At 50.9% G+C, this 26,643-nt stretch carries 28 protein-coding genes and 2 tRNA genes; 6 read left to right on the top strand and 24 right to left on the bottom strand.

The genetic code is table 11. From position 1 onward, the window contains the following. Positions 1-12: 12 nt before the first annotated feature. From flgG to flgB, 6 genes are all read right to left on the bottom strand, one after another. The gene (gene flgG / locus UNDYM_RS10085) at positions 13-795 is read right to left on the bottom strand and encodes a flagellar basal-body rod protein FlgG (protein ID WP_162040926.1); all 783 of its coding nucleotides are present in this window, start codon (positions 793-795) and stop codon (positions 13-15) included. Positions 796-881: 86 nt separating this feature from the next. Continuing rightward, complete coding sequence (gene flgF / locus UNDYM_RS10080; RefSeq protein WP_162040925.1) at positions 882-1,622, bottom strand: flagellar basal-body rod protein FlgF; 741 nt, start codon at positions 1,620-1,622, stop codon at positions 882-884. Positions 1,623-1,682: 60 nt separating this feature from the next. Then, positions 1,683-3,017, bottom strand: a complete 1,335-nt coding sequence (flgE, locus tag UNDYM_RS10075) for a flagellar hook protein FlgE (RefSeq protein WP_162040924.1) — start codon at positions 3,015-3,017, stop codon at positions 1,683-1,685. A 72-nt stretch (positions 3,018-3,089) separates the two neighbouring features. Beyond that, entirely contained in the window at positions 3,090-3,767 is a 678-nt protein-coding gene (locus tag UNDYM_RS10070) for a flagellar hook assembly protein FlgD (RefSeq protein ID WP_162040923.1), read from the bottom strand. A gap of 21 nt (positions 3,768-3,788) precedes the next feature. After that, positions 3,789-4,193: a flagellar basal body rod protein FlgC gene (gene flgC / locus UNDYM_RS10065; RefSeq protein ID WP_162040922.1), complete on the bottom strand. Its 405-nt coding sequence runs from the start codon at positions 4,191-4,193 to the stop codon at positions 3,789-3,791. Positions 4,194-4,208: 15 nt separating this feature from the next. Further along, the gene (gene flgB / locus UNDYM_RS10060; protein ID WP_162040921.1) at positions 4,209-4,613 is read right to left on the bottom strand and encodes a flagellar basal body rod protein FlgB; all 405 of its coding nucleotides are present in this window, start codon (positions 4,611-4,613) and stop codon (positions 4,209-4,211) included. 185 nt (positions 4,614-4,798) lie between these two features. On the opposite strand from flgB, the gene flgA reads away from it, so the two are divergent. From flgA to UNDYM_RS10045, 3 genes are all read left to right on the top strand, one after another. Further along, a complete protein-coding gene (gene flgA, locus UNDYM_RS10055) occupies positions 4,799-5,524 on the top strand; it encodes a flagellar basal body P-ring formation chaperone FlgA (protein WP_162040920.1) in 726 nt (241 codons plus the stop codon). A 127-nt stretch (positions 5,525-5,651) separates the two neighbouring features. Next, entirely contained in the window at positions 5,652-5,957 is a 306-nt protein-coding gene (gene flgM / locus UNDYM_RS10050) for a flagellar biosynthesis anti-sigma factor FlgM (protein WP_174244936.1), read from the top strand. A 3-nt stretch (positions 5,958-5,960) separates the two neighbouring features. Then, the gene (locus UNDYM_RS10045; RefSeq protein ID WP_162040918.1) at positions 5,961-6,452 is read left to right on the top strand and encodes a flagella synthesis protein FlgN; all 492 of its coding nucleotides are present in this window, start codon (positions 5,961-5,963) and stop codon (positions 6,450-6,452) included. A gap of 167 nt (positions 6,453-6,619) precedes the next feature. On the opposite strand, the gene motD is transcribed toward UNDYM_RS10045, so the two are convergent. The 9 genes from motD to UNDYM_RS10000 all read right to left on the bottom strand — a co-directional run bounded on the left by motD (position 6,620) and on the right by UNDYM_RS10000 (position 17,283). Then, entirely contained in the window at positions 6,620-7,471 is an 852-nt protein-coding gene (motD, locus tag UNDYM_RS10040; protein WP_162040917.1) for a flagellar motor protein MotD, read from the bottom strand. 30 nt (positions 7,472-7,501) lie between these two features. Then, positions 7,502-8,242, bottom strand: coding sequence for a flagellar motor protein (locus UNDYM_RS10035; protein ID WP_162040916.1), 741 nt, complete (start codon positions 8,240-8,242; stop codon positions 7,502-7,504). Next, positions 8,224-8,955 (bottom strand): RNA polymerase sigma factor FliA, encoded by a 732-nt coding sequence (locus tag UNDYM_RS10030; RefSeq protein ID WP_162040915.1) that lies wholly within the window; start codon positions 8,953-8,955, stop codon positions 8,224-8,226. The genes UNDYM_RS10035 and UNDYM_RS10030 overlap by 19 nt, the downstream gene beginning before the upstream one ends. Positions 8,956-8,963: 8 nt before the next feature. After that, entirely contained in the window at positions 8,964-9,794 is an 831-nt protein-coding gene (locus UNDYM_RS10025; protein WP_162040914.1) for a MinD/ParA family protein, read from the bottom strand. Next, positions 9,787-11,130, bottom strand: coding sequence for a flagellar biosynthesis protein FlhF (gene flhF, locus UNDYM_RS10020; protein ID WP_162040913.1), 1,344 nt, complete (start codon positions 11,128-11,130; stop codon positions 9,787-9,789). Before flhF ends, UNDYM_RS10025 begins: the two co-directional genes overlap by 8 nt. Beyond that, positions 11,127-13,214: a flagellar biosynthesis protein FlhA gene (gene flhA, locus UNDYM_RS10015; RefSeq protein ID WP_162040912.1), complete on the bottom strand. Its 2,088-nt coding sequence runs from the start codon at positions 13,212-13,214 to the stop codon at positions 11,127-11,129. The genes flhF and flhA overlap by 4 nt, the downstream gene beginning before the upstream one ends. Continuing rightward, positions 13,211-14,398, bottom strand: coding sequence for a flagellar biosynthesis protein FlhB (flhB, locus tag UNDYM_RS10010; RefSeq protein ID WP_162040911.1), 1,188 nt, complete (start codon positions 14,396-14,398; stop codon positions 13,211-13,213). The genes flhA and flhB overlap by 4 nt, the downstream gene beginning before the upstream one ends. 193 nt (positions 14,399-14,591) lie before the next feature. Next, on the bottom strand, positions 14,592-15,842 hold the full coding sequence (locus tag UNDYM_RS10005) for an MFS transporter (RefSeq protein ID WP_162040910.1): 1,251 nt from the start codon (positions 15,840-15,842) through the stop codon (positions 14,592-14,594). 238 nt (positions 15,843-16,080) lie between these two features. Further along, complete coding sequence (locus UNDYM_RS10000; RefSeq protein WP_162040909.1) at positions 16,081-17,283, bottom strand: NAD(P)/FAD-dependent oxidoreductase; 1,203 nt, start codon at positions 17,281-17,283, stop codon at positions 16,081-16,083. A 309-nt stretch (positions 17,284-17,592) separates the two neighbouring features. Here UNDYM_RS10000 and UNDYM_RS09995 point away from each other — a divergent pair, with 309 nt between their 5' ends. Next, positions 17,593-18,153, top strand: coding sequence for a TetR/AcrR family transcriptional regulator (locus UNDYM_RS09995; protein ID WP_162040908.1), 561 nt, complete (start codon positions 17,593-17,595; stop codon positions 18,151-18,153). Positions 18,154-18,184: 31 nt separating this feature from the next. Here UNDYM_RS09995 and UNDYM_RS09990 read toward each other — a convergent pair whose 3' ends face one another. After that, a complete protein-coding gene (locus UNDYM_RS09990; protein WP_232063917.1) occupies positions 18,185-18,793 on the bottom strand; it encodes a TetR/AcrR family transcriptional regulator in 609 nt (202 codons plus the stop codon). 346 nt (positions 18,794-19,139) lie between these two features. Between UNDYM_RS09990 and UNDYM_RS09985 the strand changes: the two genes are divergently transcribed. Next, positions 19,140-19,946, top strand: coding sequence for an ABC transporter substrate-binding protein (locus UNDYM_RS09985; RefSeq protein WP_162040907.1), 807 nt, complete (start codon positions 19,140-19,142; stop codon positions 19,944-19,946). A gap of 360 nt (positions 19,947-20,306) precedes the next feature. On the opposite strand, the gene UNDYM_RS09980 is transcribed toward UNDYM_RS09985, so the two are convergent. From UNDYM_RS09980 to UNDYM_RS09965, 4 genes are read right to left on the bottom strand one after another with little or no spacing between them, the layout of a single operon-like run. Continuing rightward, the gene (locus tag UNDYM_RS09980) at positions 20,307-20,537 is read right to left on the bottom strand and encodes a hypothetical protein (protein ID WP_162040906.1); all 231 of its coding nucleotides are present in this window, start codon (positions 20,535-20,537) and stop codon (positions 20,307-20,309) included. Then, positions 20,531-21,181: a M48 family metalloprotease gene (locus UNDYM_RS09975; protein WP_162040905.1), complete on the bottom strand. Its 651-nt coding sequence runs from the start codon at positions 21,179-21,181 to the stop codon at positions 20,531-20,533. The genes UNDYM_RS09980 and UNDYM_RS09975 overlap by 7 nt, the downstream gene beginning before the upstream one ends. Beyond that, entirely contained in the window at positions 21,182-21,703 is a 522-nt protein-coding gene (locus tag UNDYM_RS09970; protein ID WP_162040904.1) for an SH3 domain-containing protein, read from the bottom strand. Continuing rightward, complete coding sequence (locus UNDYM_RS09965) at positions 21,700-23,586, bottom strand: adenylate/guanylate cyclase domain-containing protein (RefSeq protein ID WP_162040903.1); 1,887 nt, start codon at positions 23,584-23,586, stop codon at positions 21,700-21,702. The genes UNDYM_RS09970 and UNDYM_RS09965 overlap by 4 nt, the downstream gene beginning before the upstream one ends. 533 nt (positions 23,587-24,119) lie before the next feature. Between UNDYM_RS09965 and UNDYM_RS09960 the strand changes: the two genes are divergently transcribed. Next, complete coding sequence (locus UNDYM_RS09960; RefSeq protein WP_162040902.1) at positions 24,120-25,220, top strand: acyltransferase; 1,101 nt, start codon at positions 24,120-24,122, stop codon at positions 25,218-25,220. Between the two features lie 24 nt (positions 25,221-25,244). Here UNDYM_RS09960 and UNDYM_RS09955 read toward each other — a convergent pair whose 3' ends face one another. From UNDYM_RS09955 to UNDYM_RS09940, 4 genes are all read right to left on the bottom strand, one after another. After that, positions 25,245-25,610, bottom strand: a complete 366-nt coding sequence (locus tag UNDYM_RS09955; protein WP_162040901.1) for an agenet domain-containing protein — start codon at positions 25,608-25,610, stop codon at positions 25,245-25,247. 203 nt (positions 25,611-25,813) lie between these two features. Continuing rightward, the gene (locus tag UNDYM_RS09950; RefSeq protein ID WP_162040900.1) at positions 25,814-26,047 is read right to left on the bottom strand and encodes a hypothetical protein; all 234 of its coding nucleotides are present in this window, start codon (positions 26,045-26,047) and stop codon (positions 25,814-25,816) included. Between the two features lie 286 nt (positions 26,048-26,333). After that, positions 26,334-26,426, bottom strand: a tRNA-Leu gene (locus tag UNDYM_RS09945). Between the two features lie 76 nt (positions 26,427-26,502). Then, a tRNA-Cys gene (locus UNDYM_RS09940) sits at positions 26,503-26,575 on the bottom strand. Between the last annotated feature and the right edge of the window lie 68 nt (positions 26,576-26,643).

Genomic DNA, 26,643 nt, shown 5'->3' with positions numbered 1-26,643 from the left:
CCGGTTAATTCATTACAGTTGCGACAGTCGCTGCAACATCTGGTCTGAAGTAGTGATCGCCTTGCTGTTGATTTCATAGGCGCGCTGTGTCTGTATCATATTGACCAGCTCTTCTGCCACGTTCACATTCGACGTTTCTACAAAGCTTTGCATTAGCAAGCCAGCACCATTGGTGCCTGGTGTATTCGTACCCGGATTGCCAGAGGCCGCAGTTTCTACGTACAGATTTTCACCCATCGCCATCAAACCAGCCGGGTTGATGAATGTAGCCAATTGCAGTGAACCGACCTGCACAGGCGCTACCGAACCTGGCTGGGTGACAGAAACCGTACCATCGCGCCCCACCGTAATCGATTGTGCGTTGGCAGGAATAGTAATCGCTGGCTGAATCACAAAACCGCTGGAGGTCACCAACTGCCCCTGATTATCTGTCTGGAAGGAACCGTCACGGGTATAGGCAGTAGAACCATCAGGCAGCAGAACCTGGAAGAATCCCTGCCCCTGAATTGCCACGTCCTTGCTATTACCGGTCTGTTGCAAATTGCCTTGCGTGAAAATCTTTTCTGTGGCGACTGGACGTACACCAGTACCGAGTTGCAGGCCGGATGGCAATTGCGTTTGTTGCGAGCTTTGCGCGCCGGGCTGGCGAATATTTTGGTACAGCAAATCCTCGAACACGGCACGTGAACGTTTAAAGCCATTGGTGCTGACGTTGGCCAGGTTATTGGATACGACATCCATCTGCGTTTGCTGCGCATCCAGGCCAGTCTTGGCTATCCATAGTGAACGTATCATTGCTTTCCCCTTTTGCCCTGGTTTACTTTGCGTCGCTTTATCTTCGCGGCAAAGACTTCTACAAGGCTATTGTGCTACATCAGCACTCAACTCAAAGTCAGGATCTGACTGGCTTTAGTGGCGTTATTCTCGGCATTCTGCAAAAGCTTCATTTGCATTTCAAAGCTGCGCGCCAGATTAATCATATTGACCATGGATTCAACGACATTCACATTACTGTTTTCCAGCATGCCGCCTGCCACACCTACCAGGGGATCGGCATCAACCGCAGTACCATCCTTGGTTTTGAACAAACCATCATCGCCGCGCACCAGGTTTTCTTCAGGCGGATTGACCAGTTTCAGACGACCTATGACTTGCACTGCATTTGGCTTGGTGCCGGTGGGTATGGTCGATACCGTACCGTCCTTGGCAATCGCAATCGATACTTCCGGCGGTATGGTAATGGGACCGCCATCACCGACGACATTCAAACCACTCTGGGTTTGCAAAATACCGTTTTCATTGACCTTCAAACTGCCATGCCTGGTAAAGGCCTCTGTGCCATCCGCCTTCTCCACCACCAGCCAGCCCTTGCCTTCGACTGCCACATCCAGTTCACGCCCTGTGTTTTGCATGGCGCCAGTAGAAAAGTCAGTGCCGACCGTAGCATCCACGACAAAAGCGCGGGTAGCGAGACCATCGCTTTTGACAGGCACGGCACGGAATGAATCCAACTGCGCCCGGAAACCCGTAGTCGAGACATTGGCCAGATTATGCGAGACGGTAGCCTGCTGCTCAAGGATATGCTTGGCACCGGTCATCGCGGTATATACCAGTCTATCCATGAGCCGCTCCTGTTTGCCTGAGATTTAAAAGACGCATGTCAATTCAAATAAAAATCACTATTAACGCAAGTTAACTAGCGTCTGCAAAACCTGATCCTGCGTTTTGATGGTTTGTGCATTGGCCTGATACACGCGCTGTGCAGTAATCATATTCACCAGCTCACCCGTCAGGTCAGTATTTGAATCTTCTGTCGCTGATGAAGTCAGCGTACCCAGACTGCCCGAATTTGGCGGACCAACCAGGGAATTACCAGAAGCCGCAGTTTCTATCCACTGGTTGTCACCCGTCGATTGCAAACCGTTAGGATTGGTAAAATTCGCCAGCACCACTTGCGCCAGAACTGAAGTTTTACCATTGGTATAACTACCAACGATAGTACCGTCCTTGGCCGTATTGAACTTCGCCAGTTTACCGGACGCATAACCGTCCTGGGTGTTTTTACTAACGCTGAAATCAGAACCGAATTGCGTAGTACCGGTGAAATCGTATTTGATATCCAAAGTAGTATTGATAGGCGTAACGGCACCTGTACTGACAGGTACGGTCAAGGTAGTTGCACGTGGATCTGTGGCAGAGAACGGTGGGGTAACTGAACTCAGTTTTCCCAGATTGTCAAAACCAAGACGGGTGATGGAGTTTGTTGTTGCGCCAGCACCATTAATCAAAACACCATCGACTGTAGCAAAGACATCCCATTCTATTGTTACCGGCAAAGTCGGAGGTGTCGCAAGATTATCGCGCTTTACAAAAAATGACTGAACCACATGCGAGTTACCCAGACTGTCAAATACAGCGACCGAGGTCGAGCTATTATAAGTAGTCGGATCAGTCGCACTGAATGCGATAGGGGTAATCACTGGTGGTATGGTTGCTGGTAATTGTGTACCGGGAACCAATTTGCGCGAATCGAGATTCATGACCGCATTGATGGTCGTCGTCTGCGCTGGCGGAATGTCAGCTGTATTGATATTGATAGGCGCAGCGGCACCTGTCGATAATACACCTGCAGCATTCGCCACATAACCTGTCAATTGCGCACCTTGCGCATTGACGATGTTACCGAGCTTATCAAGCTGGAACTGACCGTTACGTGTATAGGTAATCGCACCATTGGTGGACATGCGGAAAAAACCACCTCCGTTGATCGCAATATCCAGCGGGTTATTCGTCGTCGAAATATTACCCTGCGTGAATTGCTGCACCACGCCAGATACCTTGGTACCGATACCCACAGTCCCTGCGGAAGAACCATTCAGTGAGTTGGCATAAACGTCGGCAAATTGCGTCTGCCCCTGCTTGAAACCCACGGTACTGGCATTGGCAATATTATTACCAATGACATCCAGGGATTTGGAAGCAGCATTAAGTCCACTCAGTCCTTGTTGAAAACCCATGATATTTCTCCCTTACTTAGGCTAATTCGTTCACTCATTACTACAGGATTTGATACAGGATTACTCCAAGGATCAATAGATTTGCTTTACATCACTCATGCTGACATCACCGATATTGGGCAGGCTGAGCTTCAAGCCCTGGGAGCCCGAGGTGATGCTGGAAACCACGCCAAATGCGAGGCTGGTTACATCCAGTTTTTTATCTGCCGCATTGGCAACAAACTCGAATTTATAGGCACCGTTAGCCGCTGTCGCCCCTGCATCGGTCTTGCCATCCCAGGTCAGGGTATTCACGCCTTGCGGCAAGGCACCGAGGGTCATTTTCCTTACCACGACATTGGAGCTGTCGCGTATCACGACATCAACATTGCTGGCTGCTTGCGGCAACTCAAGGCCATAAATCCCCTTGCCATCGGTCACGACCATGGTATTGCCTGGCGCGATGACGCCATGACCTATCATATTGGCAGCTTGCAGGTTTTGGCCATTCTGGAAACTGGCACTCAGCGCAGTCACTGACGCATTGAGTTTATCAATACCGGAGACCGTTGATAATTGCGCAAGCTGGCTGGTCACCTGGGCATTGTCCATGGGGTTCAACGGGTCCTGATTCTTGAGCTGGGTTACCAGCAGAGTCATGAAAGTGTTTTTTGCATCTTCAGTCGAATTGGTTGATGCCTTTGCCCCGTTCATCGTTGTCAGCAAAGCTGGATCGACGGTGCTGCTTTGTACGCCGCTGGTGGTAGCCATGATTTATTCCTTACAAAAATCTTATTGCCCTAAAGTCAAGGTTTTCAGCAGCATGGTTTTTGCTGCATTCATGACTTCTACATTGTTTTGATATGAACGTGATGCTGAAATCATATTCACCATTTCTTCCACCACATTCACATTAGGCATGGCGACATAACCTTTTTCATCTGCCATCGGGTGTTTTGGGTCATACATCAGTTTAGGCGGATTAGTATCTTCTACAACCTCATTTACCTTGACGGCGGTAGAAGCCGTACCCGCCACCGGCACCGCACTGAACACCACCTGCTTGGCCTTGTAAGGAGTACCGTCTGAACTGGTGACACTGTCGGCATTGGCCAGGTTACTGGTCACCACATTCAGGCGCTGCGACTGCGCGCTCATGGCCGATCCGGCAACATTGAAGACATTAAAGAGTGACATGATGGTTATCCTTGATTATCCCTGTATCGCTGCCAACATATTCTTGATCTGCATATTGATGATGGTCAGACTGGCCTCATAACGCAGTGCATTGTCGGTAAACTGATTGCGTTCCACATCCATATCAACCGTATTGCCATCAACACTGCCCTGTACAGTGGGCCGGTATTGTGGTGCCATGCCTGCCACGCTACCCGGTGTATCGATATGCTGGGCGGCAGTCTTGGCCAGCGCAGTTGGCGACTGGTTCAGGTTTTGCCCCAGGGCATGACTGAGTGCACTTGAAAAATCAATGTCCTTCGCCTTGTAATTAGGCGTGTCAGCATTGGCAATATTGGATGCCAGCAATTGCTGACGCTGCCCACGCACAGACAGCGCAGCCTCATGGAATTTCAAAAAGTCATCTAACCTGCCAACCATCTTTCTCTCCTTCGCCATCGCGCCGTGCGCTTGAGGCATACAAGGGTTTTCTATACCTTGCATCTTATTCGCCGGGGCGCAAGTTTGATCAGGCGAGCAGAAAGGGAAAAACCCGTTTATTCAGGCATTCAAAAAAACCTGCAAATCCTAAAATAGAGTTCAGCACAACCCCGGCAGGAAACATGATGAAAGCCGCAAAGATATTCAGCAAGCACAACTACAAGCAAGTTTTGGCCCTGTCCTTGATGAGCCTGGCATGCCTGAGCCAGGCCGCCCCGGTAAGCCAGGTCCAGGATGCTGCACAGTTGCGCCAGATCGCCCTGGACTTTTTGACACTACAGGCATCAGGTCTCAGCAATGACGTACAGGTAACGGTAGGCGAAGTCGATAAACGCCTCAATCTGCAGGCCTGCGACAACCCCAACCCTTATTTATTACCTGGCAGCAAACCCTGGGGCAAGGTCACCCTGGCAATACGTTGCACTGCCCCCGCTCCCTGGCTGGTGTATTTGCAGGCAAATGTGCAGGTGACGGCAGATTACTACGTGGCAGCCAATGCGCTTACCCATGGGCAAGTCATCTCACTCAGCGATTTAAGCAAACAAAGGGGTGATATTGCGAAATTGCCCGCTGGCGTCATCACCGCGCCTGAACAGGCGATAGGCAAAACCATGCAGGTTTCCATGGCTTCCGGTGGTGTCATGCGCCTCGACGCACTCAAAAGTCCTGCGGTCGTGCAACAAGGGCAATCAGTGCGGGTAATCAGCCACGGCCCAGGTTTCCAGGTAGCAACAGATGCCATCGCCCTAAATAATGCGGCAGATGGACAAATTGCCAAGGCCAAGACCAGTTCAGGGCAAACCATCAGTGGCGTTGCGAAGAATGGTGGCATTATAGAAATAGTTTACTGATGGCAAGATATTTGTAGCTGAAATTAAGTACATGCAATATTTTTTCGCAGTAAGGTTAAAGTTTAAAATTACACAGCCGATAAACTGGATGTAGATGTTTGTAAGTCCCACACTAGAGGGTATCGCTGTGAAAATTGATGACGCACTGAATAAGACCGCGGGACTGCCAGTCAGCCCGCAACAGGCTCGCACGGAAAAACCCGCGGAAACTGCGGTACCCGTGGCGAATTCGTCGAAAGTACAAATTTCGACCCTGTCTTCACAGTTGCAAGCCTTGCAAAGTACGCAGGCAAGCAATGCTGTGTTTGAGACCAAGAAGGTGGAAGCTATCAAGCTGGCCATTTCCGAAGGACGCTTCCAGGTCAATTCGGAAAAAGTCGCTGACGGGCTTCTGGAAACAGTTAAAGATTTGCTCAACGCCAGAAAACGTTAAAAAATGAACGCAACAGGTTCCGGACATAGCGCTATTCAACAATGCCTGCAGGAAGAAGTGAGCATCATGTCTTCGCTTGCTGATTTGCTCAAGCAAGAGCAGGCGGCATTGGTAGAAAGCGATATAGTCCAGCTCAATGACTTTACCCAGAGCAAGGGACAGCTTGTGGTCAAAATGACAGAACTGGAAAAAAAGCGTAACAGCTTTTTGAATGAACTTGGATTTAATGCTGACATAGACGGCATGCAGGCTTATTTGCAACAAGCCGGCGTCGCCCAAACCAGCGCGCAGGACTGGGATGCTTTATTGCAACTGACTGTGCAAGCCAAAGAAGACAACCGCACCAATGGTTTGCTGATCAACCGCAGATTATCGCTGAACCAGGCAACCTTGCATTTATTACAGAAAAACAATAATCAGGCTGGCTCCATGTACGGCCCCAATGGTCAATCGACCGTCAAAACTACGCTTGGCAAGGGCTATATCGCTACCTGATCGTGCTTGCACGGTCTGCTTGCGCTTTGATTACGCGCTGCTGATTTTCACAGACGACCAACTCTGATCACGACTTCGTTAGCATGTCCGTGCTGCGCTGACCATACTGCGCCGACTATCCCGCCCGTAACTGGCAAAACTCCTTAATCTCCAGGATTTTCAGGTTTTCAAGGCCCCGGCGCCACGCCAGACAAAGATGCCGCAACTGGCCGCGTTGCTGGTGCAGGCAATGATGTTGCCGCCGCCCCAGATGCTGGGCTCAAGGGTACCTCTATCACAGGTTCAGGCAATACAGCCAGTATGGTGACGGATACACGCCTGTTTCTGGCCCTCCCTTCCGGTGTGTCATTGTCACTGACAGGTAGTTTTGCGCCCTGCCCTACTGCAGTCACGCGGTTTTCATCGACACCATTTTCCGTGAGCAAACGGGCAACCGTGCTGGCGCGTACGGCCGACAATTCCCAATTTGACGGGAAGATGGGGTTACTGATAGGTAGGTTGTCAGTATGTCCCTCTACCTGTATGGCATGGGTATCAAGCTTGAGGACACCGGCAATCGCTCTCAGTGCCTGTATGGAATCGACATTCAGGCGCGCATCACCAGGAGCGAACAAGAGGCTGGCATTGATTTCTATGGTAATACCGCGGCTGGTCTGGGTAACCCTGACCTTGCCTTCGCGCACCAGAGGCTCCAGCACGGTCATGATATCTTTGGCCATGGTCGTCATTTGCGCTTTTTCTTTGCGCAAACCTTCATTGATACGGTTTTTGACCAGGGGCAAGGGATCGAGCTTGATCTTTTGCTCAAGCTGCGCATCGACAGGCTTGGGATTCACCGTCATGACTTTGCCAAAGGCACCAGTCAGTGAGTTGGACAAGACCCGGTATTTGCCCTCGTTCAGCGAGGAGATGGCATACATGACAACAAAAAACGCAAACAGCAAGGTAATAAAATCCGCGTAAGAAACCAGCCATCTCTCATGGTTGTCTGGTTCTTCGTGGTATTTTTTCCTTGCCATAAGTGTATTTTTTCAGTGTCACTGCGTCGCTTAATTGCGGTGGTTGGTCAGTCTTTCTTCCACCACGCGCGGACTGTCACCCAGGGCGATGCTATAAAAAATATCGGACAACATTTCACGGCGCGTCACTTCACGGCCTATGATTTCCTTGAGTTTATTGCTGACGGGCAAAAATAACAGGTTAGCCAGGCCCACGCCATAGATCGTGGCTACAAAGGCAACGGCAATACCACCACCAAGCTTGGATGGGTCACTGAGATTTTCCATGACATGGATAAGCCCCAGCACAGCCCCAAGAATACCTATGGTCGGGGAATACCCACCCGCAGACTCCCAGATTTTAGCGGCCTGACGCTGCTCCATTTCATACAATGAAATATCGACATCCAGTATGTCTTTCAAGCGTATAGGGTCTATGCCATCGATCACCAGGCGCAAGCCTTTGCCTATGAAGGGATCGGTAGAAGCATTCATGTAACGTTCCAGGCTCAGGAAGCCTTCACGCCTGGCCACCACACTCCAGATCAGTGCATCGGCAATATTTTTCTTGCTGCTGTCAGGCGGTTCAGACACTACCCAGCGCAACATGCGCACACCACGCATGAAGGTGTTCATCCTGCTTTGCAAGAGTACCGCACCGAGAGTACCAATGACCACAATCACAAAAGCAGCCGGCTGCACCAGCGAAGACAGGCGCCCGCCCTCGATCAGCTGGCCACTGACGATGCCGAGTACCACCAGTATCAAACCAATTATGCTAGCCCAGTCCACGCTTTCTCCCTTAAGTATGCCCTGAGCCTGGCAACTGCCTGACTGTGTAATTGAGAAACCCGCGACTCCGATACCCCCATCACGGCCCCGATTTCCTTGAGATTCAATTCCTGCTCATAGTACAGGCCCATCAGCAATTTCTCCCGCTCCGGCAGGCTGTCTATGGCACCGATGACGGCGTCACGGAAGTCATCATTGAGCAGATCCTGCAGAGGATCGCCAGAAAAGTCTGAGCAATAATGGTCAAGAAAATGCTCCTTGGTATCAGCATCATGAAAGTCTTCGTAATAGACCAGTTGATGCCCGCCACTGTCAGTGAGCAGGTTCTGATACTCTTCAAGGCTCAGCTTGAGTGATTTTGCCACCTCGGTTTCCAGCGGTGGCCTGCCCAGCTTTTGCTGCAGCACATTCATGGCATTTTCTATCTTGCGCATGTTCTGGCGCACGCCACGCGGCAGCCAGTCGCTACTACGCAACTCGTCCAGCATGGCACCACGTATGCGCTGTACTGCATAGGTTTCAAACTGGGCACCATGGGTATCTTCGTAGCGGTTAACCGCATCCAGCAGGCCTATCATACCGGCCTGCACAAGATCATCCACCTCCACACTGGGAGGCAGGCGCGCCTTCAACTGGTAAGCCAGACGCTTGACCAGAGGCGCATGCTCCCTTAACAGGAAGTTTTTATCTGATTTTCCGCTCGCGGTGTACATTGTTTTGATTATATTCCGAGACCGACACCCAGCTCAGGGACTCCCTCTGCACATAAGGTGGAACGCGCGGTCTTCGCCAATTGTTCAGCCAGCCGGGAGAATGCCAGCGAAGCAAGGGCTTTAGGAAAAGCGTCAATCACAGAGCGTCCCAAATGTGCAGCCTTTCTTACATGTTCATCTTCTGGCACGTGGCCGACGTAGTGCAGCGGCACTGCCAGGTAACGGCTGGCCGCCTGCGCCATATTCGTATAAATCAATCTCGCCTCTTTTTCCGATGCTCCGGACACTAAAATACCATAACCACGTCGCCCCAGCCGGTTGCTCACACGCTTGATCAATCCGTAAGCGGCCTTGATCATGTCGGGGTCAGCAGAAACCTGTATCACCAGTTCGCTGTCATCCAGCGTCGCCAGCGGAAAACTGTCATCCAGATTGATCTCACTATCGACGATGACCAGGTCCGCACGGTTGGCCGCCACATCAAATACTTTGGACAAATGCCGGGTATTTTCGGGCGGCAGCCACGCGTGACGGGCCAGCATCGTTACCGACAGGCCTGCAGCCACCAATTTGACTGCTTCCTTCATTGTACGCTGTTGTCTCGCTACATCCAATAAGGTCTGATCAAGGTTGGCATTCAACCAGGCTCCCACACTATTTTCGGAAGAGCGCGCATCCACCATCAAGACCTGGTTACCCTGGCGCGCCAGCGACACCCCGAGATTGACCAACATGCCACTCTTTTCATCTTCTCTCAAGGCTGACAAAAAGGTAAATACCCGTGGTTTTGGCCCAGCCAGCATACGGCGCAGGCCTTCTGCCTGATCGAAACTAGCCAAGGGACACCTCCTGACCAGCACGTCCTGATTTTCCTGCCGCGGCACCAGCAATACCGGCGCCAGCCATCAGCAAGGGTAATTCTTCATCCAGATAACGGAAAGCCGCCGTTTCACGCTTGAGCTTGAAGGCGCGATCTATCAGGTAGAGCTTGTTGGCGATATGCAGGTCCTCAGGTACACGCTGTCCACTGGCGACGTAATACACCATGAGTTTCTGGCGTATCGCGATATCCAGTGCACCACCTATGGTGGCCGCCTCATCAAGCTTGGTCAGGATACAGCCTGCCAGACCATTGCCCTGATAGGCACGTACGACCTCACTCAAGGTTTCACCCGTTGAAGTCGCATTCAGGCACAGCAAACGCTTTACCGGAGTGTCTGTTCCAGACAACATTGCCACCTGCTCAGTCACCATTTTGTCACGCTGGCTGACACCGACAGTATCAATCAGGACCGTGTGCTTGTTCTTGAGCTCCGACAAGGCGATGCGTAAATCTGCCTCATCCTTGACCGCATGCACCATGACACCCAATATCTTGCCGTAGATACGCAATTGCTCAAAACCGCCAATACGATAACCGTCCGTCGTGATCAGGGCCAGTTTGGATGGGCCATGACGCATGACACAACGAGCCGCCAGCTTGGCCGTTGTGGTCGTCTTGCCGACGCCTGTGGGGCCTACCAGGGCATACACCCCGCCCTTTTCCAGCATCTCATTTTCATTGTCTATGGTTGACAGGTTACGGGTCAGGACGTTTTTGATCCAGTCCAGGCCATTTTCAAGCTTGCCTGCTTCAGGCAGCTTTTCCACCAGATAGCGAGACAGACTGGCACTGAAACCTGTCGCCAGTAATTCACGCAGGATTTCTGCTTTTTGTGGCTGGCGTTTTTGCGTTTGTGTCCAGGAGATTTCTGCCAACTGAGATTCCAGCATGCTGCGCATGGAACGTATTTCTGACATGACATCGTTAAGCTCATTGGCACTCACCGGGGCTTCGATTTCACTGGCAAAACCAGATGCACCGGTCGCCGCCTTGAAAGTCGGCACACTTGCAGGAGCCTCCACGGCTCGCTCAAACGCACGCGGTCTGATAAGTGGTTCATCAGACTGGAATTGAGGGCTAAGACGAGGAGCAAAGCGCGGCACTTCAGGCACCGGTGCCTCATCGCTGGAAGCAGGTGCAATGGCACTGATGGCTTCATCAGCCATGGCCAGAATCTCCACCTTGCCGCCCACATTACGGTTGGACAGGATCACGGCATCTGCCCCCAAAGCATCGCGCAACATGCGCAAAGCTTCGCGAGAAGTGTTCGCGGTAAATTTTCTGACGTTCATGATTGACCTCCGACCAGACTGGTGACTCTAATGGTTTTTGTTTCAGGTACTTCTGCGTGTGACAAGACTTTGAGTTGTGGCAAATTGCGGCGCAGGAAGCGTGACAGCAAGGCGCGCAATGGCGCAGGCACAAGCAGCACTGGCGTCAGGCCCATTTGCTCCTGATGCTGGGCCGCAGCCTCGGTCTGGCTTGCCAGCGTGTCGGCCAGGCCAGGTTCTATGCCAGAGCCATCAGCGCCGCTGGTTTGCAGGGCTTGCATCAATAGGCGTTCGAGGCGGCTATCCAGGGTCATGACCGTCATCTCATTCCCGGTCGGGAAGATTTGCTGGACGATGGCACGGCCCAAAGCGATCCTGACTTGCGCCGTCAACTCATTCGCATCCTGGGTATGCATGGCTTGCTCAGACAGGGTCTCAATAATGGTACGCATATCGCGGATATGCACACCCTCGACCAGCAGGTTTTGTAATACTTTTTGCAGGATGGACAGAGGCAGGGCTTTTGGCACCAGCTCTTCCACCATTTTGGGCATGTCTTTTGCCAGGTGATCCATGAGCAACTGCACTTCCTGGCGCCCCAGCAACTCTGCCGCATGGCTGGTGATCAGGTGATTCAGATGGGTGGCAATAACGGTGCCAGAATCGACCACGGTATACCCCATCGCTTGCGCCTGTTCACGCAGTGCGGCGTCTATCCAGATCGCTGGCAAGCCAAAGGCAGGATCATTGGTGACGGCACCTGGCAAATTACCGGTCACCATGCCAGGATTGATCGCCAGATATTGTCCGCTCAATGCCTCACCGGCACCGACTTCCACACCCTTGAGGGTGATCCTGTATGCCGAAGGCTTGAGTTCCAGATTATCGCGTATATGGACGGGGGGTGACAAAAATCCCACTTCCTGGGCAAATTTCTTGCGTATGCCTTTGATACGGCGCAGGAGTTCGCCGCTCTGATTTTTATCTACCAGGGGTATTAGGCGATAACCGACTTCCAGGCCCAGGGTATCGACTGGCAAGATATCTTGCCAGGTTGCTTCTTCCATTTCCTGACCTGCAGTGGCGGGAGCCTCGGTTTTTTCTTCAATAACCGGGGGCAACTGGGCGCGCTTGTTAAGCATGTAGCCACCGCCAACCAGTATGCCTGCCAGCAAAACGAAGGCGATGTGCGGCATGCCGGGTATGATGCCCATACCGCCGATAATACCGCCAGTGATGATCATGACCTGGGGTTTGGCAAACAACTGCCCTATTAACTGACCACTGATATCCTGGTCGCTGGCCACGCGCGAGACCACGACACCTGCCGCAGTTGAGATAATCAGTGAAGGAATTTGCGCCACCAGGCCATCACCAATCGCCAGCAAGGTATAGTTTTTCAGGGCGGTCGCAAAATCCAGGTCATGCTGTACCATGCCCACCACCAGGCCACCAACGATATTGATGACGGTGACCATGATGCCCGCTACCGCGTCACCACGCACATATTTACTGGCACCGTCCATGGCACCATAAAATTCTGCTTCTTGCGCCACTTCGGTACGGCGACGGCGGGCTTCCTGCTCAGCGATCAGGCCGGCATTCAAGTCAGCATCAATCGCCATTTGCTTGCCCGGCATCGCATCCAGGGCAAAACGTGCACCCACCTCTGCAATACGGCCAGCACCCTTGGTAACGACAGTAAAGTTGATGATGGTCAGGATAATGAAGACCACGATACCGACCGTGTAATTACCTCCGATCAAAAAGTGACCAAAGGCTTCAATCACTTTACCGGCGGCATCCGGGCCAGTGTGGCCTTCTGTCAGCACGACGCGGGTAGAAGCGACGTTCAGGGACAGGCGCAGCATGGTGCTGACCAGCAGCACGGTCGGGAACACCATGAAATCCAGCGGCTTGACCGTGTATAAACTGGTCAGCAAAACGATGATGGCGATCGCAATATTGAAGCTGAAGAACACGTCCAGAATAAACGCTGGCAGAGGCAGGATCATCATCGCCAGCATCAGGATGATGAGGAAAGGCGCAGCCAGCGCCCTGGTATTCATGCCATTCATCCAGGCAGGCAAGGTAAAGCTATTCATGCTTGAGCTCCTGCTTGATTAGCTGTTTGATTTTGTGTTTGACTTTGTGTTTGATTATTAGGGTCAAGCTCAGCTGGTACATATAAATCACTTGGTTCTACAGGTTTGTTGCCACCGGCCTTGGTATAACTGCGCAATTGATAAACATAGGCCAGTACTTCTGCCACTGCGGCATACAGGGCTTCTGGTATTTCGTCGCCGAGATCAGTGTGTTTGTACAAGGCACGCGCCAGTGGCGGTGCTTCCAGCAGGGGCACATTGTGTTCCTTGGCCAACTCACGGATTTTGGCAGCGACTGCATCTGCACCCTTGGCAATGACTTTAGGCGCGCCATTACCACCTTCGGTATATTTGAGAGCGACAGCAAAGTGAGTCGGGTTGGTAACGACAACGTCAGCCGTTGGAATCTCAGACATCATGCGGCGGCGTGCCATCTCACGCTGTTGGGCGCGAATCTTCGCCTTGATTTGTGGATTACCGTTGGCTTCTTTGGATTCCTGCACCACTTCCTGATGCGTCATCTTCAGTTTTTCTGCGTATTGCCACATCTGGTAAGGTGCATCGATCGCAGCAATCACCGCCAGCGAACCGACGATGGCCAGAAAACACACGCCCATCATGTGACCAACGTGAGCTGGGCCAGATTTCAGAGATTCCAGTGGCAAGGCAAAGATGGCATTTTTTTGCCCCATGATGACTATCCAGGCAACTGTACCCACCAAAATGGTTTTGATGATGGCCTTGATCAGTTCCACACCCGCACGGGTAGAAATCATATTACCCAAGCCAGAGATCGGGTTCATGCGCGAAAAATTCGGGGTCAGGGCTTTGGCACTGAACAACCAGCCGCCTATCAGCAAAGGCGAGCCTAGCGCAACCGCCAGCAAGAGCCCGGCGACTGGCGCAAAAGCCACCAGCACATCCCACAAACTGGCAGCAATCTTGGAAAACAGCAGTTCATGGTCATAGATAATCGCCCGCTCCAGCGACAGGCCGGCGACCAGAGCCTGGTTCAAGTGACGTACCAGCCCGTCACCCATGCCCCACAGGGCACCTCCTGCTGCCAGCAGGATAGTACAGGTAGATAGTTCGCGCGAACGCGGAACGTCGCCCTCTTCCCGCGCCTGTTCAAGGCGCTTGGGCGAGGCCGGTTCGGTTCTTTCGAGGTCGCTATCTTCGGCCATTGCCGACTCCTGTTATTTCCTCAAAGCAAGTGCTGCTTTGATTACGCATGTGTACAGGTGTAATTATTGGCTATGACAGAAGCACAAGATGCGGGGAATAAAGGAGGAAATACCCCTTAGCTCTGGGGAAAGACTGGCCCTTTGTGATCAAAGGACCAGGAATGGCTGAAATCAGTAATTGAAATACAATTAATCAGGCGGGAACAGCGACAACGGGCCTGGCCACCATACGGTGTATGAAATACATCATGACGGCAGTCAGCAGCACGGTGCAAACCAGAATGTCGCCCAGCAAATCAAAATGCAATATCGCACCACCATCAGGCTGGCTGACGATCATGCCTGCAACCACAGAACCGACACCACCGGCAATTTGCTGCAATGATGAATTGATCGCCATGAATGCACCGCGGCTGTCAGCCGCTGGCACTGCCGACATCATTGCCTGGGCAGGGATCATGCGGGAAAAAATACCAACAAACAGCAAGACATTGACCAGGATGACCATGTACAAAGGTGTGACACCAAGACGGGTATAGATCAGTGCCATGATGATGGTCATTACCGCACCGAATAAAAATACGCGGTATTTACCAAATTTGTCACTGAGCTTGCCCACCACAGGGCCAGTGATAATCGCACCTAATCCGGTGACCAGATAAACGATAGGCAATTCCTTCATGGAAATACCCAGGTTATTCACTGAAAAAGCGCTGCTGAATGGCATCAGCATATAGCCACCTATGCTCAGGAAACCAGTTGCAGCAAATGCCAGCAAATACCTTGGTGTTGCTACCGTGTCCCGCAAATGATGGAAAGGGTTGCGGTCAGACTGCAATTTCAAATGCCCGTCTATCGGTTTCAGGTTCGCAATGATGATCACGCCGACCAATGCAGCCATGCCCACAATCATCAGGAAAGGCGCATGCCAGCCCCAGTGGGCAGACAGATAGAGACCGATAGGCAAACCGAGAATCTGGCTACCTGCAAACGCCGATTGCAACACGCCCATAACCCTGCCACGCATGGAAAATGGGAACAAGTCTGTCGTAATCGCCATCACGATGGAGCCAATGACACCGCCAAACAAGCCCGTTATGATGCGGGCAAATAAGAGGAAATAGAAATTAGGAGCGATCCCGCAAAGGAAGGTACCAAGGATAAAACCAACGTAAAAAAACAGCAGCAGTTTTTTGCGGTCAAAACGGTCAGCAAAACCCGCTGCCGCAAACCCGGCAATACCCGCGCTAAAGGCATAGGCCGACACCACCACACCAAATTGTGAAGGCGTGATATTCAATGCCGGCATCAAAATCGCCCCAAGGGGCGACATGATCATGAAATCCAGAATGATGGTGAACTGCAGGAACGCCAATATGGCGAGCACAAATTTTTGGTAGCCAGTGAACTGCGCTGGCGGTTCGGTAGTGATAGCTTGATTCATATTTTCTTTCTTTTGGATGAAACTCAGGCTCTTAGTGGACTGTAACAGTGGAAATCGGAGTGCCTGCCATGTGCGCGACGATCATGGCTGCGTTGCAAATACTCGCGATAGCCCCGCTATCGCTGTGTTCATTTGTTCCACGCTTGCCTTGCCCTGATGCGCCGGGCACATGTCCTTCACTCTCGATTCCACTGTTACAGTCCACTAGTCATGACCTGAGTTCATATTTTTATGTAGTCTAGGCAGCTTTCCTGAAGCTGTCGTTTTGTAAAAGCACGTCCTGGTTCCCGGTAAAGAATTCCCGGAAAAACGGTACGGCTTCATAGGAATGAAAGACTCTGGTAAATTGCATGGTCTCTGCTGCGGTCTCCGCATTCCGTGTGCGCATTTCTATCTCATAGGCAGCAATGGCGGCTTGCATGTCTGGCATATCCGGGTTCAGCAATTGGGTAGCCAGCACTAAAGCATCCTGCATCGCCATGTTCACACCCTCGCCCGCATACGGCGGCATGACGTGGGCGGCGTCACCGAGCATGGTAAGGTTAGGCAAAGATGGCCAGCTTTGATCAAGCGGCGCACAGAATTGCGGACGTGGCACGAAAGGCAGGCTGGCATGCCGGAACAACTCTGCCCATATATTGCTCCAGCCTTTGAATTCCTGCTGAAACCACGCCAATACCTGCGTCCGGTCAGAAAAATCGATACCGCATTGCGTACTCCATTGTTGATCAGCTTTATGCCCGGTGTAAAAAGCGACGCTGCCATCGCCTTTCAACACAATGAATAAAGTCTTTTCATCATCGAGCACACAGACTTTTCCACCGTCGAGCAATTCATACAATTCAGGAATCGTGTTTGCCACGTCTGCGACATTCCCTTCGAGCACAGTCACGCCAGAATACTCTGGTGCAAGCGGCGTGATATAGGGACGTATTTTTGAGTTTGCGCCATCGGCAGCGATGAGCAAATCGGCAGTGAATTCATCGCCGTTTTCAAACAAAATTTTTACTGATTCATCTGTCCTCTGCAAAGACGAGAAGCGGGCGTCCCACACTACCGTGTCTTCAGCCAGCGAAGCCAGCAACAGATTTCTCAAAGGGCCACGGTCTATTTCTGGCCTGTCATTACTCTCGCCCCCTAGCTCATCAATGATGACTGCTGCCTGCGCATCCACAAACAGCATTTTTTCAGCACCCGGACGATACGCTTGCTCAAATGCTTCCATCAAACCTGCAGCGCGCAAGGCTGACAGTCCCGAGCCCTCATTCAGGTTAAGGGTTGCTCCCTGCACTCTGGCAAACTGGTTGATATCCCTTTCAAATACCTTCACTTTTGCGCCCTGCATCTGTAACAGCCGGGCCAGCGTCAGCCCGCCTGGTCCGGCCCCTATGATGGCGATTTGCTTGTCTTGTACAGGAGTTTGTTGATGGATTTGAGTCATTGCGGTCATCCTGGTTTTTTTATCCACACATTGCGCACTATTCCGCAGCCGCACACATGCTTGCGGCAAGAATTGACGGCTTAATGGATAGACGTTTTGAAAATGCAAATATTGCAGGGAGCACAGGATTTTTTACCCACAAAACCATTTCCCGGAATTTTGCCTTGATCTGCATCATAAGTTAATCAAATTAAAAAGTAAAGTGACTTAATTATTTTATTGAGCTAATTAATTCTGTTAAAATGCAGGCAGTGAACAATGTCGTATTTAGCCAAAATTAAAAAGGAATTCAGCTGAGATGGAACTGAAATGGGACTGAGGGAATTAAAAAAAGCGAAAACCAGGAAAATGATTTCTGACCTGGCTACTGGCTTGTTTATAGAAAAAGGTTACGACCAGGTAACAACAGCAGAAATTGCCCGCCTCGCTGAAGTGTCCGTACCTACCCTGTTCAAATACTTCCCTACCAAAGAGACGCTGGTATTCGACGAAGAAGATGAGCGCGAAGCACGCCTGATTGCTGCCGTCACAGACAGAAAAGCAGGTGTTTCCATACTTGACTCCTTGCTTGAGTATTTCTCAAGCTACATGGCTTTTGATGAAGCCAAAAAGAAAGAAGTCAACGCCTTCAGGAATTTGATCCATTCCACGCCAGATTTGTACGCTTACGCAAAGCAGGTCTGGATGCGCTATGAAAAGTCACTCGCTGCGGCTCTCCAGCAAGAAACCAAAAACAAGCTCGAAAAGGCCGAGGCTGAAGCCCTCGCCCATTTTATTCTCGATGCCTTCCACCGCTCCAAAGACGCTGAAAACCCCAAAGCATCCCTGCATGCCTTGTTCAACATGATGAAGAATGGATGGAAAGAATAGCCTGTTTGTATAGCTGCAGCCTTAACGCTGTTCAGACTGATGCCTGTGCCGCCAGGCTGTTTTCTATGAATGCCCTTGCCGTCACTGCCGCATAGCCCTGCGGCATGATATCCCCGGCAGCACTGGCGAGTTGAAACGCCCCCTCCATGAACGCCAGCAAACCAGCGGCCAGCTCAGCCACGCGATCTATGCGCCTCTTTTGCTGATGCAGGCAGGCGGTCAATAAAACCTGTATCAATGCCAGCTCGGCAGCAATCGCCTCCTGGAATACTGCCCGCACCTCAGGCTGCCGCACGGCCTCGGCGCCAATCACCACCCAGGCAGAAACCGCCTCCGGCAAGGCACCCTCGCCTTTGGCCAGACGTGCATTGATATAGGCCAGCAGTTTGTCTTGCGGCGTACTGGCCGCTGCAGCCATTTGCTCATAGCGGGTACGCGACAGATCAGCCAGCAACTTGACCAGGTAAAGCAGAATCTCGCCCTTGCTCTTGAAATGATAATGTATCAAACCCGGAGCCAGGCCAGCCTGTCTGGCAATGGCAAGGATAGTGGCCTTTTCATAACCGTGCTCTGCCATGACAGACAGCAGGGCAAAAACAATCTCCTTGCGGCGCTGCTCGGTATTGGATTTTCTGGACATAATGAAGGCGTGCTCGTTATTTTGGTTATCAAACCAAATTCTATCCGGTTTTAACTTGGCACAAGAATAAGAATGCAAACAAAGTTTTCTGAATTCAAGAACGCACAAAATTCGGGCAATTGCGGACTACAATCAGCGCGGATTAAAACTGCAATTTTGAGACCACACCCTGATACTCATCGTCATTGCGCAAGCTGACGCCATGATGTCTTCACAAAAAATCAAGCTGCTCAAAAACAAGCTGCATATTCAGTTGCGATGAAATTGCAATGAATTTGTAATGCTGCTTCATTGCACCACATTTTAGAAATACCATTTGACAGCCAAGCTGTCGTCGAGAATACCTATGCTGCACCGCTTCAAACAGTTTGCCTGTCTTGTATCACTCTCTTTATTCGTACTCACGCCTGCGTTTGCCAGCACGGTAAAACCTGGGCTGGACAAACCCCTCATCAAACTCTTCCTGCAAGAAAGCCTGGACATCCATGGAAGGCAATTGCCACTGGACCGCGACCTGGAAGCCATACTCATCTATTTTGAACGCGAATCGGGCATACGTTTTGACAAGCTGTTATTACCCTGGAACCGTGCGCAACTGATGGCGCAAAATGGCGAAGGCATTATCTTTGGTATTTCCAAATCACCAGAACGCCTGAAGCTATATCACTTTTCCACCCCGGTTGTCAGTGAAAAAATCTGGGCGATTACCTATGGCGACCCTCGCCCCAACTTCCAGTCCATGGAAGACCTGCGTGGCAAAACCGTCAGCATAGGCCGCGGCTTCAGCCACGGCATGGATTTTGAAAAAGCAAAAAATGTCGTCTTCCAGGTGCAGGAAGACTCCGCCTCATCGGCAGCCCGCTTTAAAAAACTCATGAACCGCCGCAGCGACATCATGCTCTGGCCTGTGCGCCAATTGCAGCGGTCCAGCCAGGTAGAAGCCTACCTGCGCGACCAGCTCATCCCCAGCTTCAATGACCCAGCGCTGACAGGCAAGACCTTCTATGTCTCAGCCAAACCCGTGTTTTACGACACCACCCACTTCGCCGCAGCCAATGGCAGATATGAAGCGGAAATGGAAAAGTTGAATGGGGTCATACGCAAGGGAACGGCGAATGGGAAACTGCCTAAATTGCTGGCGAAGTTTTACTAGAACTCATTTCATAAATATGAATGAGATGCGTTTGCCTCATAACACGGACCGGTAACACGTTTGTGGTTGTCAATTGTGGAACTATTTTCAATAAATCCAATGTTGTCCGATACGTGTTATGAGGCAAACCCTTCGGGAACTGACGATTTGGGCGCATTGCTGTGTTGCGTCCTTTGCTAAGGCATGAGCCTTAGCTGCAGGCCACGCCTTGCACTGCATCCCAAATCGCCTTGTTCGCACTCATCCCTATTTATGAAATGAGTTCTAAGAATAAGGCAGCAAACGCAGCTTCATCATGAATGAAAAACGCCGCACCAGTTGTTGAATGGTGCGGCGTTTTTTATTCAAAATCTGAACTCATCAACGGCTGAATTCTTTGAACCTGTCGTTAAACGAACGCCCCTGAGAACCATTGGTGGATTCAAAGCGGTTACGCATGACTTTGTCCAGATTATCAAGACGGTCAGTTGGGGACGGGTGCGTTTCAAACAACAAACTAAAATTACCATCCTGCGCATTTTGTGACTGTAAAGTTTGCAATACAGCTGGCAATCCATAGGGGTCAAAACCTGCGCGAGCAGCAATTACCACACCCACACGATCGGCGGCATATTCATCCCCTTATCAAGACCTTTGGTTAACATGTCTTTACCTAAATTGACCACCATACCTCTAACTTCTGCAAAATTACCTTTGAGTTTATTGCCAGCGACATCACCGAAAACATCTACCCATGCTTTTGATTGCATGGCATTCACATGATGTTTCAATACGACGTGAGCAATTTCGTGCGATAGCACGCCAACCAATTCAGCTTCATTACGCATGCGCGCGAGCAAGCCTTTGGTGACAAAAATCTTGCCACCTGGTGTAGCAAAAGCATTGAAGCCCACATCATCCAGCACACCAAAAGTCCATGGCAAATCAGGTCTCTCGGTTTGCGATGCCAGCCAGCGCCCTAAAGTATTCACGTAACGCTGCAAGGCAGGATCATTCAGTAATGGTTTGGCACCCAACAAGACAGCGGCAAATTCATTACCTATTTCTATTTCTCTTGGCTCATCTATCCCTGAATTTTCAATGATAGGCTTGGCCTTATCCAGTAAGTCACCTGCAACACCCGTTTTGCCTCTTGTGGCGTCGAGAATCTGGCCGAAAATACCGCCTTGTGCAATTGCAGAACCGCATAGAGCCAAAGTCAGTCCGGCAATCGCAAGTTTTTGTAATGTACGCATTTAATTGCCCCCCCGTTTTCCAGCTTTATCCTGGCTTGAATATTCGACATTGCTTGCCACTAGTGGTGAACGCTGAGCAAACGCCTGGGCGCTGTTTTTATCGGCTGCAAATTTCTGCATTTTCTGCAGTTCGGCATAATTCGGTGAGGCTCTGCGTATATCCTCTTTATCCAGACCTTTGACACCATTACCTACCGTACCAGTATTCGACGTGCGTCCACTGGTCATCAGGGAGCCCAGTACATTACCGCCCGAAGCAGGCGCAGCATTGCTGTTGGCGCTTGCATCCAGACGCAAGGCTGTCATCCTCACCCAGCCAGCTTGCCCGGCAGAAGTTTTTACTTGAGTCCAGGCACCACTGCGTTGCATGACATCCACTCTGGTCTGGTTTGCCAGGGTAGCAATAACAGCAGCATCGGCGCTGGCCTTGTCCATTAACTCGGTAGATTTGGAGGTGGTTGCAGACTCGGCTAACGCATTGCCAGTCAGCATGACTGCCGCAATTAAAATCGGTATCTTCATGGGATTTTCCTCAGAGGTTCGTACAATTCAACTTCTGCAGCCCTGCCCTTGACGGCAAATGAGCCACGCAAACTAAAAGTGATATCGGCATTGTCGCCGCAGGCCAGCATGGTTTCCTTGGTTACCAGGGCTCTGGCAATGCCCTTGGTCAGGCCCTCTACCCGGCTGGCGAGATTGACGTTGTCGCCAATAGCGGTGTAATCGAGCTTGCGTTTGGCACCAATAAAGCCTACCACAGCAGTTCCTGTGTGTACACCGATGCCCACGTCAAAGTCAACCAGGTCTGAATCTTCCGCAAGCAGCTCTTGTCTGAAGGCAAGCAAGTTATCCTGCATTTCCAGTGCCGCAGCTACAGCATGGGAGGCATGCTCGGGGTCATCCATAGGCGCGCCCCAAAAAGCCATGATGCAATCACCTATGTATTTATCCAGCGTACCACCATGCTTCCAGACGACTTCTACCTGGCGTTCAAAATACCGGTTGAGAATATTCACAACATCTTGTGGGGCCTTGCTTTCTGCCAGCGTAGTAAAACCACGTATATCAGAAAACAGCACGGTAATAAGGCGCATCTGGCCCGAGAGACTTTCTACCGTCTCGCCATGATCCACGATCTTGCGTACCACCTGGGGATTAAGGAAGCGGCCAAACAGTGACACTGTACGGTCACGGGTGCGGCGCTCTCGCAGGTAACCGGCAAGTGCGGCTGACACAAACCAGGCCCAGGCAAAGATCAGGGGAGTCACTACCGGCAACATCCAATGATGGGCTACAATCTGGTCTGCCAGATAAACGGCTGCCAGTGACAATATCAGCAAAGCACCACCTGTGATGCCAGGATGCAGACGCTGCCGGAATGCCAGCACCAGCAGGGCAATCAGCCCGAACCCGGCAGCAAAAGGCCATTGAGGTGCAACCTGGCGTATGCTGCGCCCATTTTTTAAATTATCCATCGCAACAGCCAGAATATCGGCCCCCGGATAACCAGGCGCTAGTGGTGTTAAATGATGGTCAAATAGCCCGGGAGCCGAAGAACCTATGATAATAATCTTGTTGCGAAAGAGCTGGTCGAGAGCGGCCTCTCCTCCTGGCGGCAAATTCGGTCTTTCTTCTGTCAGTGTTTTAAACAAATCAGCATAGGCATAACGCTTGTGTCCCTGCGCGGGCCAGAACATCTGAAAATCAGCGCCTTGCGGCAAAGTAAAGCCCAGGTCCTGTACAACCCGTGCAGGCAGTGACGGCAGATGCCAGCCAGCCACATCGGCATACAGGCGATAACGCCGCACCACACCATCAGCATCGACCAAACTATTCACCAGACCCAGACGCCAGGCACTACGCTCTGTCGCCAATGGCAGTTGCATACTGACCCTGGCGTTTGCCTTACCCTGATTTTTGATGGCAAAAGCATCTTTTAAATCAGCCAAGGCGATGGCGTCGGCGCTATTCGCATCGTCCAACAGCAAGCTTTGCTGATAAGCATGCGGAAATTCCCGAATCTGATCCGATAAAAACGCATCACTTTTTGGTGACCCCAAATCACGCTCCTGAAAGCTGATATCGAACGCTATCGCTTTAGGAGCAAAACCAGCGAGTGCCTCCAGCAAAAAACCATGTATCTCACGCTTCCATACCCACAGGCCAGCAATTTTTTGCATGGCCAGCATGCTGGGATCATCAATATCCACCACCACAATATCAGGATCAGGCTGATATGTCGGGGCATGGTGCCGCAGATACACATCCCCCAGGCGCGACTCTGTCGTCGCCAGCAAATGCAGGCCAAACAATTCCCCTGCCATTGCCACCAATAGCAATAGCGTCAGCGCGGCATACCAGCGTATGGTTGCGCTTTGGATGAAAGGGAACAGGATTTTCAGCATGCCTAAAGGCTTATACGGGTAAAGTCAGATGTGAATTCAACAGACAATTTCTCATCGTCAGAAGTTTACACTTGTTTATTGCACAAAAACCATATTTGCTGACAACAGCATTTAAGTTCCTTGAAATCTGTGGATTTACAGACATAAAATCGAGCAATGACTTCGTCGCGCTGCCGTTGACAGGCACATTTCACTCCGATCAAGAGCAGTAGCAAAACCGAAACCCATATTGAACAATGCAGAAAAATATCTGCCTGTCTCGAACTGGGCTAGCTGGCTCATGATCTGAGATCGACCTGCTACAAAATGTAGGTACAAAAACCCGGAATGTTGACACCAAAACCCCTTGCAGGTGGCGACACATTCAGCGACACTACCCGGCCTGACATCAAGCTTCACACCTGGCCAAGTTCAAGATTGCATACCGCTCCATGATTAAAACCATTCCTGTCAATTGATACCCGCGAGTCAGACAAGTCATAGCGCATCATCAAAACCCGGCCTTACACTATTCCTGCATCAACGACACAATAATGCTCCACAAAAGAATCAATGGCCTCGACACCCTGCGCGCCCTCGCCATATTATTGGTACTCATGTCACACTACTGCGGCTTTGTCAGCAAACACCAAACCTTTGGTTTTGCTGGCGACATAGGCTGGGCAGGTGTGGATTTATTTTTTGTATTGAGCGGCTACCTCATAGGCAACCAGATCATGTCTGGTATCGCAAAAGGGGAGCCGCTGTCGCTGAAGAATTTTTTTGCCCGGCGTCTGCTACGCACCCTGCCCAACTACTATGTCGTGCTGGCTGCGTATTTTATTTTCCCCGCCGCACTGGCTGGGCGCAGCACCTCATCAATATGGCAGTTCCTGAGCTTCACCCAAAACATAGGGCTGGAATATGGACAAACCTTCACTCATTCCTGGTCGCTGTGCATAGAAGAACAGTTTTACCTGATACTCCCCATAATCAGCCTCATCCTGATCAGACTCAAGAGCCCACTATGGCTGGCCTGGGGGCTGCTCATTGCAGCAATAGGCGGCGGCATGCTGTTTCGCGGCATGGCATTTATGGATGGGCATCCCGCATTTGATGCGCAAGTTTACTACTCCAGCTTTGGCCGCTTTGATGAACTGCTCCCCGGCGTCGCCATCGCCATGCTCAAGAATTTTCACACAGGTTTATACGACAGGCTCATGCGTCACGGCCAGGCCCTGTTCATCACAGGCCTGCTCGCCGCTGGTGGCGTGCTGTACTGCATCAACAGCGACTACAACAAACTGATGATCGTCAACTCACTGGGTTTTTCAGCAATAGCAATCAGCTTCGCCATCCTCACCCTCGCTGCTCTCAGCCCCAACAGCTATCTACACCGCCTGCGCCTGCCCGGCGCCGCGCAACTGGCGTTGTGGTCGTATGCGGTATATCTGGTACACAAACCTGTGTTCATGCTGATAGCTGTGGAATTGGGGAAACGGCATATAGACGCGGAAGCTCCACTGACTATTATTCTGGTCACTGCTGCGGGCATCTTTGGCGGATGGTTGCTGTATTGCCTGGTGGAGAGACCATTCATGCAAATACGGGCAAAGTGGTATCCGGGCCCAAGTCAACGGGCCCAGACAAATTGAATCATGTTTGTGGTGAGGTTAAAACTAGCGTACCTGTATGCGTGACAGGGGAACAATCTCATTGTCATCGCTGGAGTAGCCGTCATAGCCTATGAGATAGTTGGCCCCTTCTTTCTTTATCACACGGCCCGGATACCAGTCACCCTTCCACAACACCTTGATTTTGAGTCTTTCTGGCCCCACCCACTCATCATCATCGGCGGTATAACCAATATAAGTAATCTTGCACTTGTCAGGCGAAGCCTCGGTAATCGTTGCCTTGTACCAATCACCTTTCCACAGCACCTGCGTCGCTCGCCCCACCGTACAAAGTTCTGCAAAAGCCGAAGATGAAAAACACAGTGTCAGTATTGCCAGCGAAAACAGTAATGCAGATTTCTTGACATTCATCACGCTCTCCTGAAAGTGGGCAGATCAGCACAACGACAGACTTGTTTAGTCTATATCGCGCAAACCATTTTAGGATCAGGGAAAAGGATATGCAAACCGGGAATCACGCAAATCAGAGCAGCAAGGCCAGTTTCGCCATCCGCAAACATGGCCGGCTGGGAAAAATCAGGAAACTTGCTTGCACTCCCACGCCGGGATAACAGTCAGACCGAGGTAGCTAAGATCGATTCAATGCTGCCGATGTCGAGATAGGCATCTTGAAATGATTTCCCACTCGGAGTAACTAAGCGAATTTTTACAATTTTCGAAGCATCACCTAATTCCCGCACATAGCCAAAATGGGATACACCGCTTTTCATGTGGATTGTCACCGCATTTTTTTTGTCCTCGGTCGAGGATTTAAAATTTAATGCCAGAACTTCATACATAGATTCCATCTCAGTCTCCTTTTTCACTGCGGCTCGGATTCACCGGTCACATAGTGTAATGTTAATTCCATTAAAAAAAATGCAATTGCAAAAGTCAATTTTGGGGGAATTATTTGTAATGAACGAAGATGCCACTCCAAAAATTATCCATTTATAAATAAAATCATTTCAAAGGATGCAACACAAACTGAAGAGAATTTGCAAAAAACCGAGCGAATCCAGGTGAACCAAGATCGCGCTAAGTCATTGACCTTATTGACTTAGGATTTGTGTAGATATTTGAAAAGTAAGTACGTGGTGCCCGAGGCCGGAATCGAACCGGCACGCCCCTTTTACGGAAAGCGGCGGATTTTAAGTCCGATGTGTCTACCAGTTTCACCACTCGGGCCCACTACTACAACCTGCTTGGCGAAACGCTAAGTCGGGTTCTGGAAAAAAAGCGCTCTAAAAGCGCTTTTTGTATTTGGAGGCGGGGTCGGGATCGAACCGGCGTCTACGGCTTTGCAGGCCGCTGCATAACCACTTTGCTACCCCGCCAGGGGTGCTATCCCTGCGTCTTGTCTTGTGTGATTTTATCACGCTTGATCATCGCTGGAATGCGGTGC

It is taken from the genome of Undibacterium sp. YM2 (assembly GCF_009937975.1).
GTDB lineage: Bacteria > Pseudomonadota > Gammaproteobacteria > Burkholderiales > Burkholderiaceae_D > Undibacterium.
This window is presented reverse-complemented; position numbering and strand designations above follow the sequence as displayed.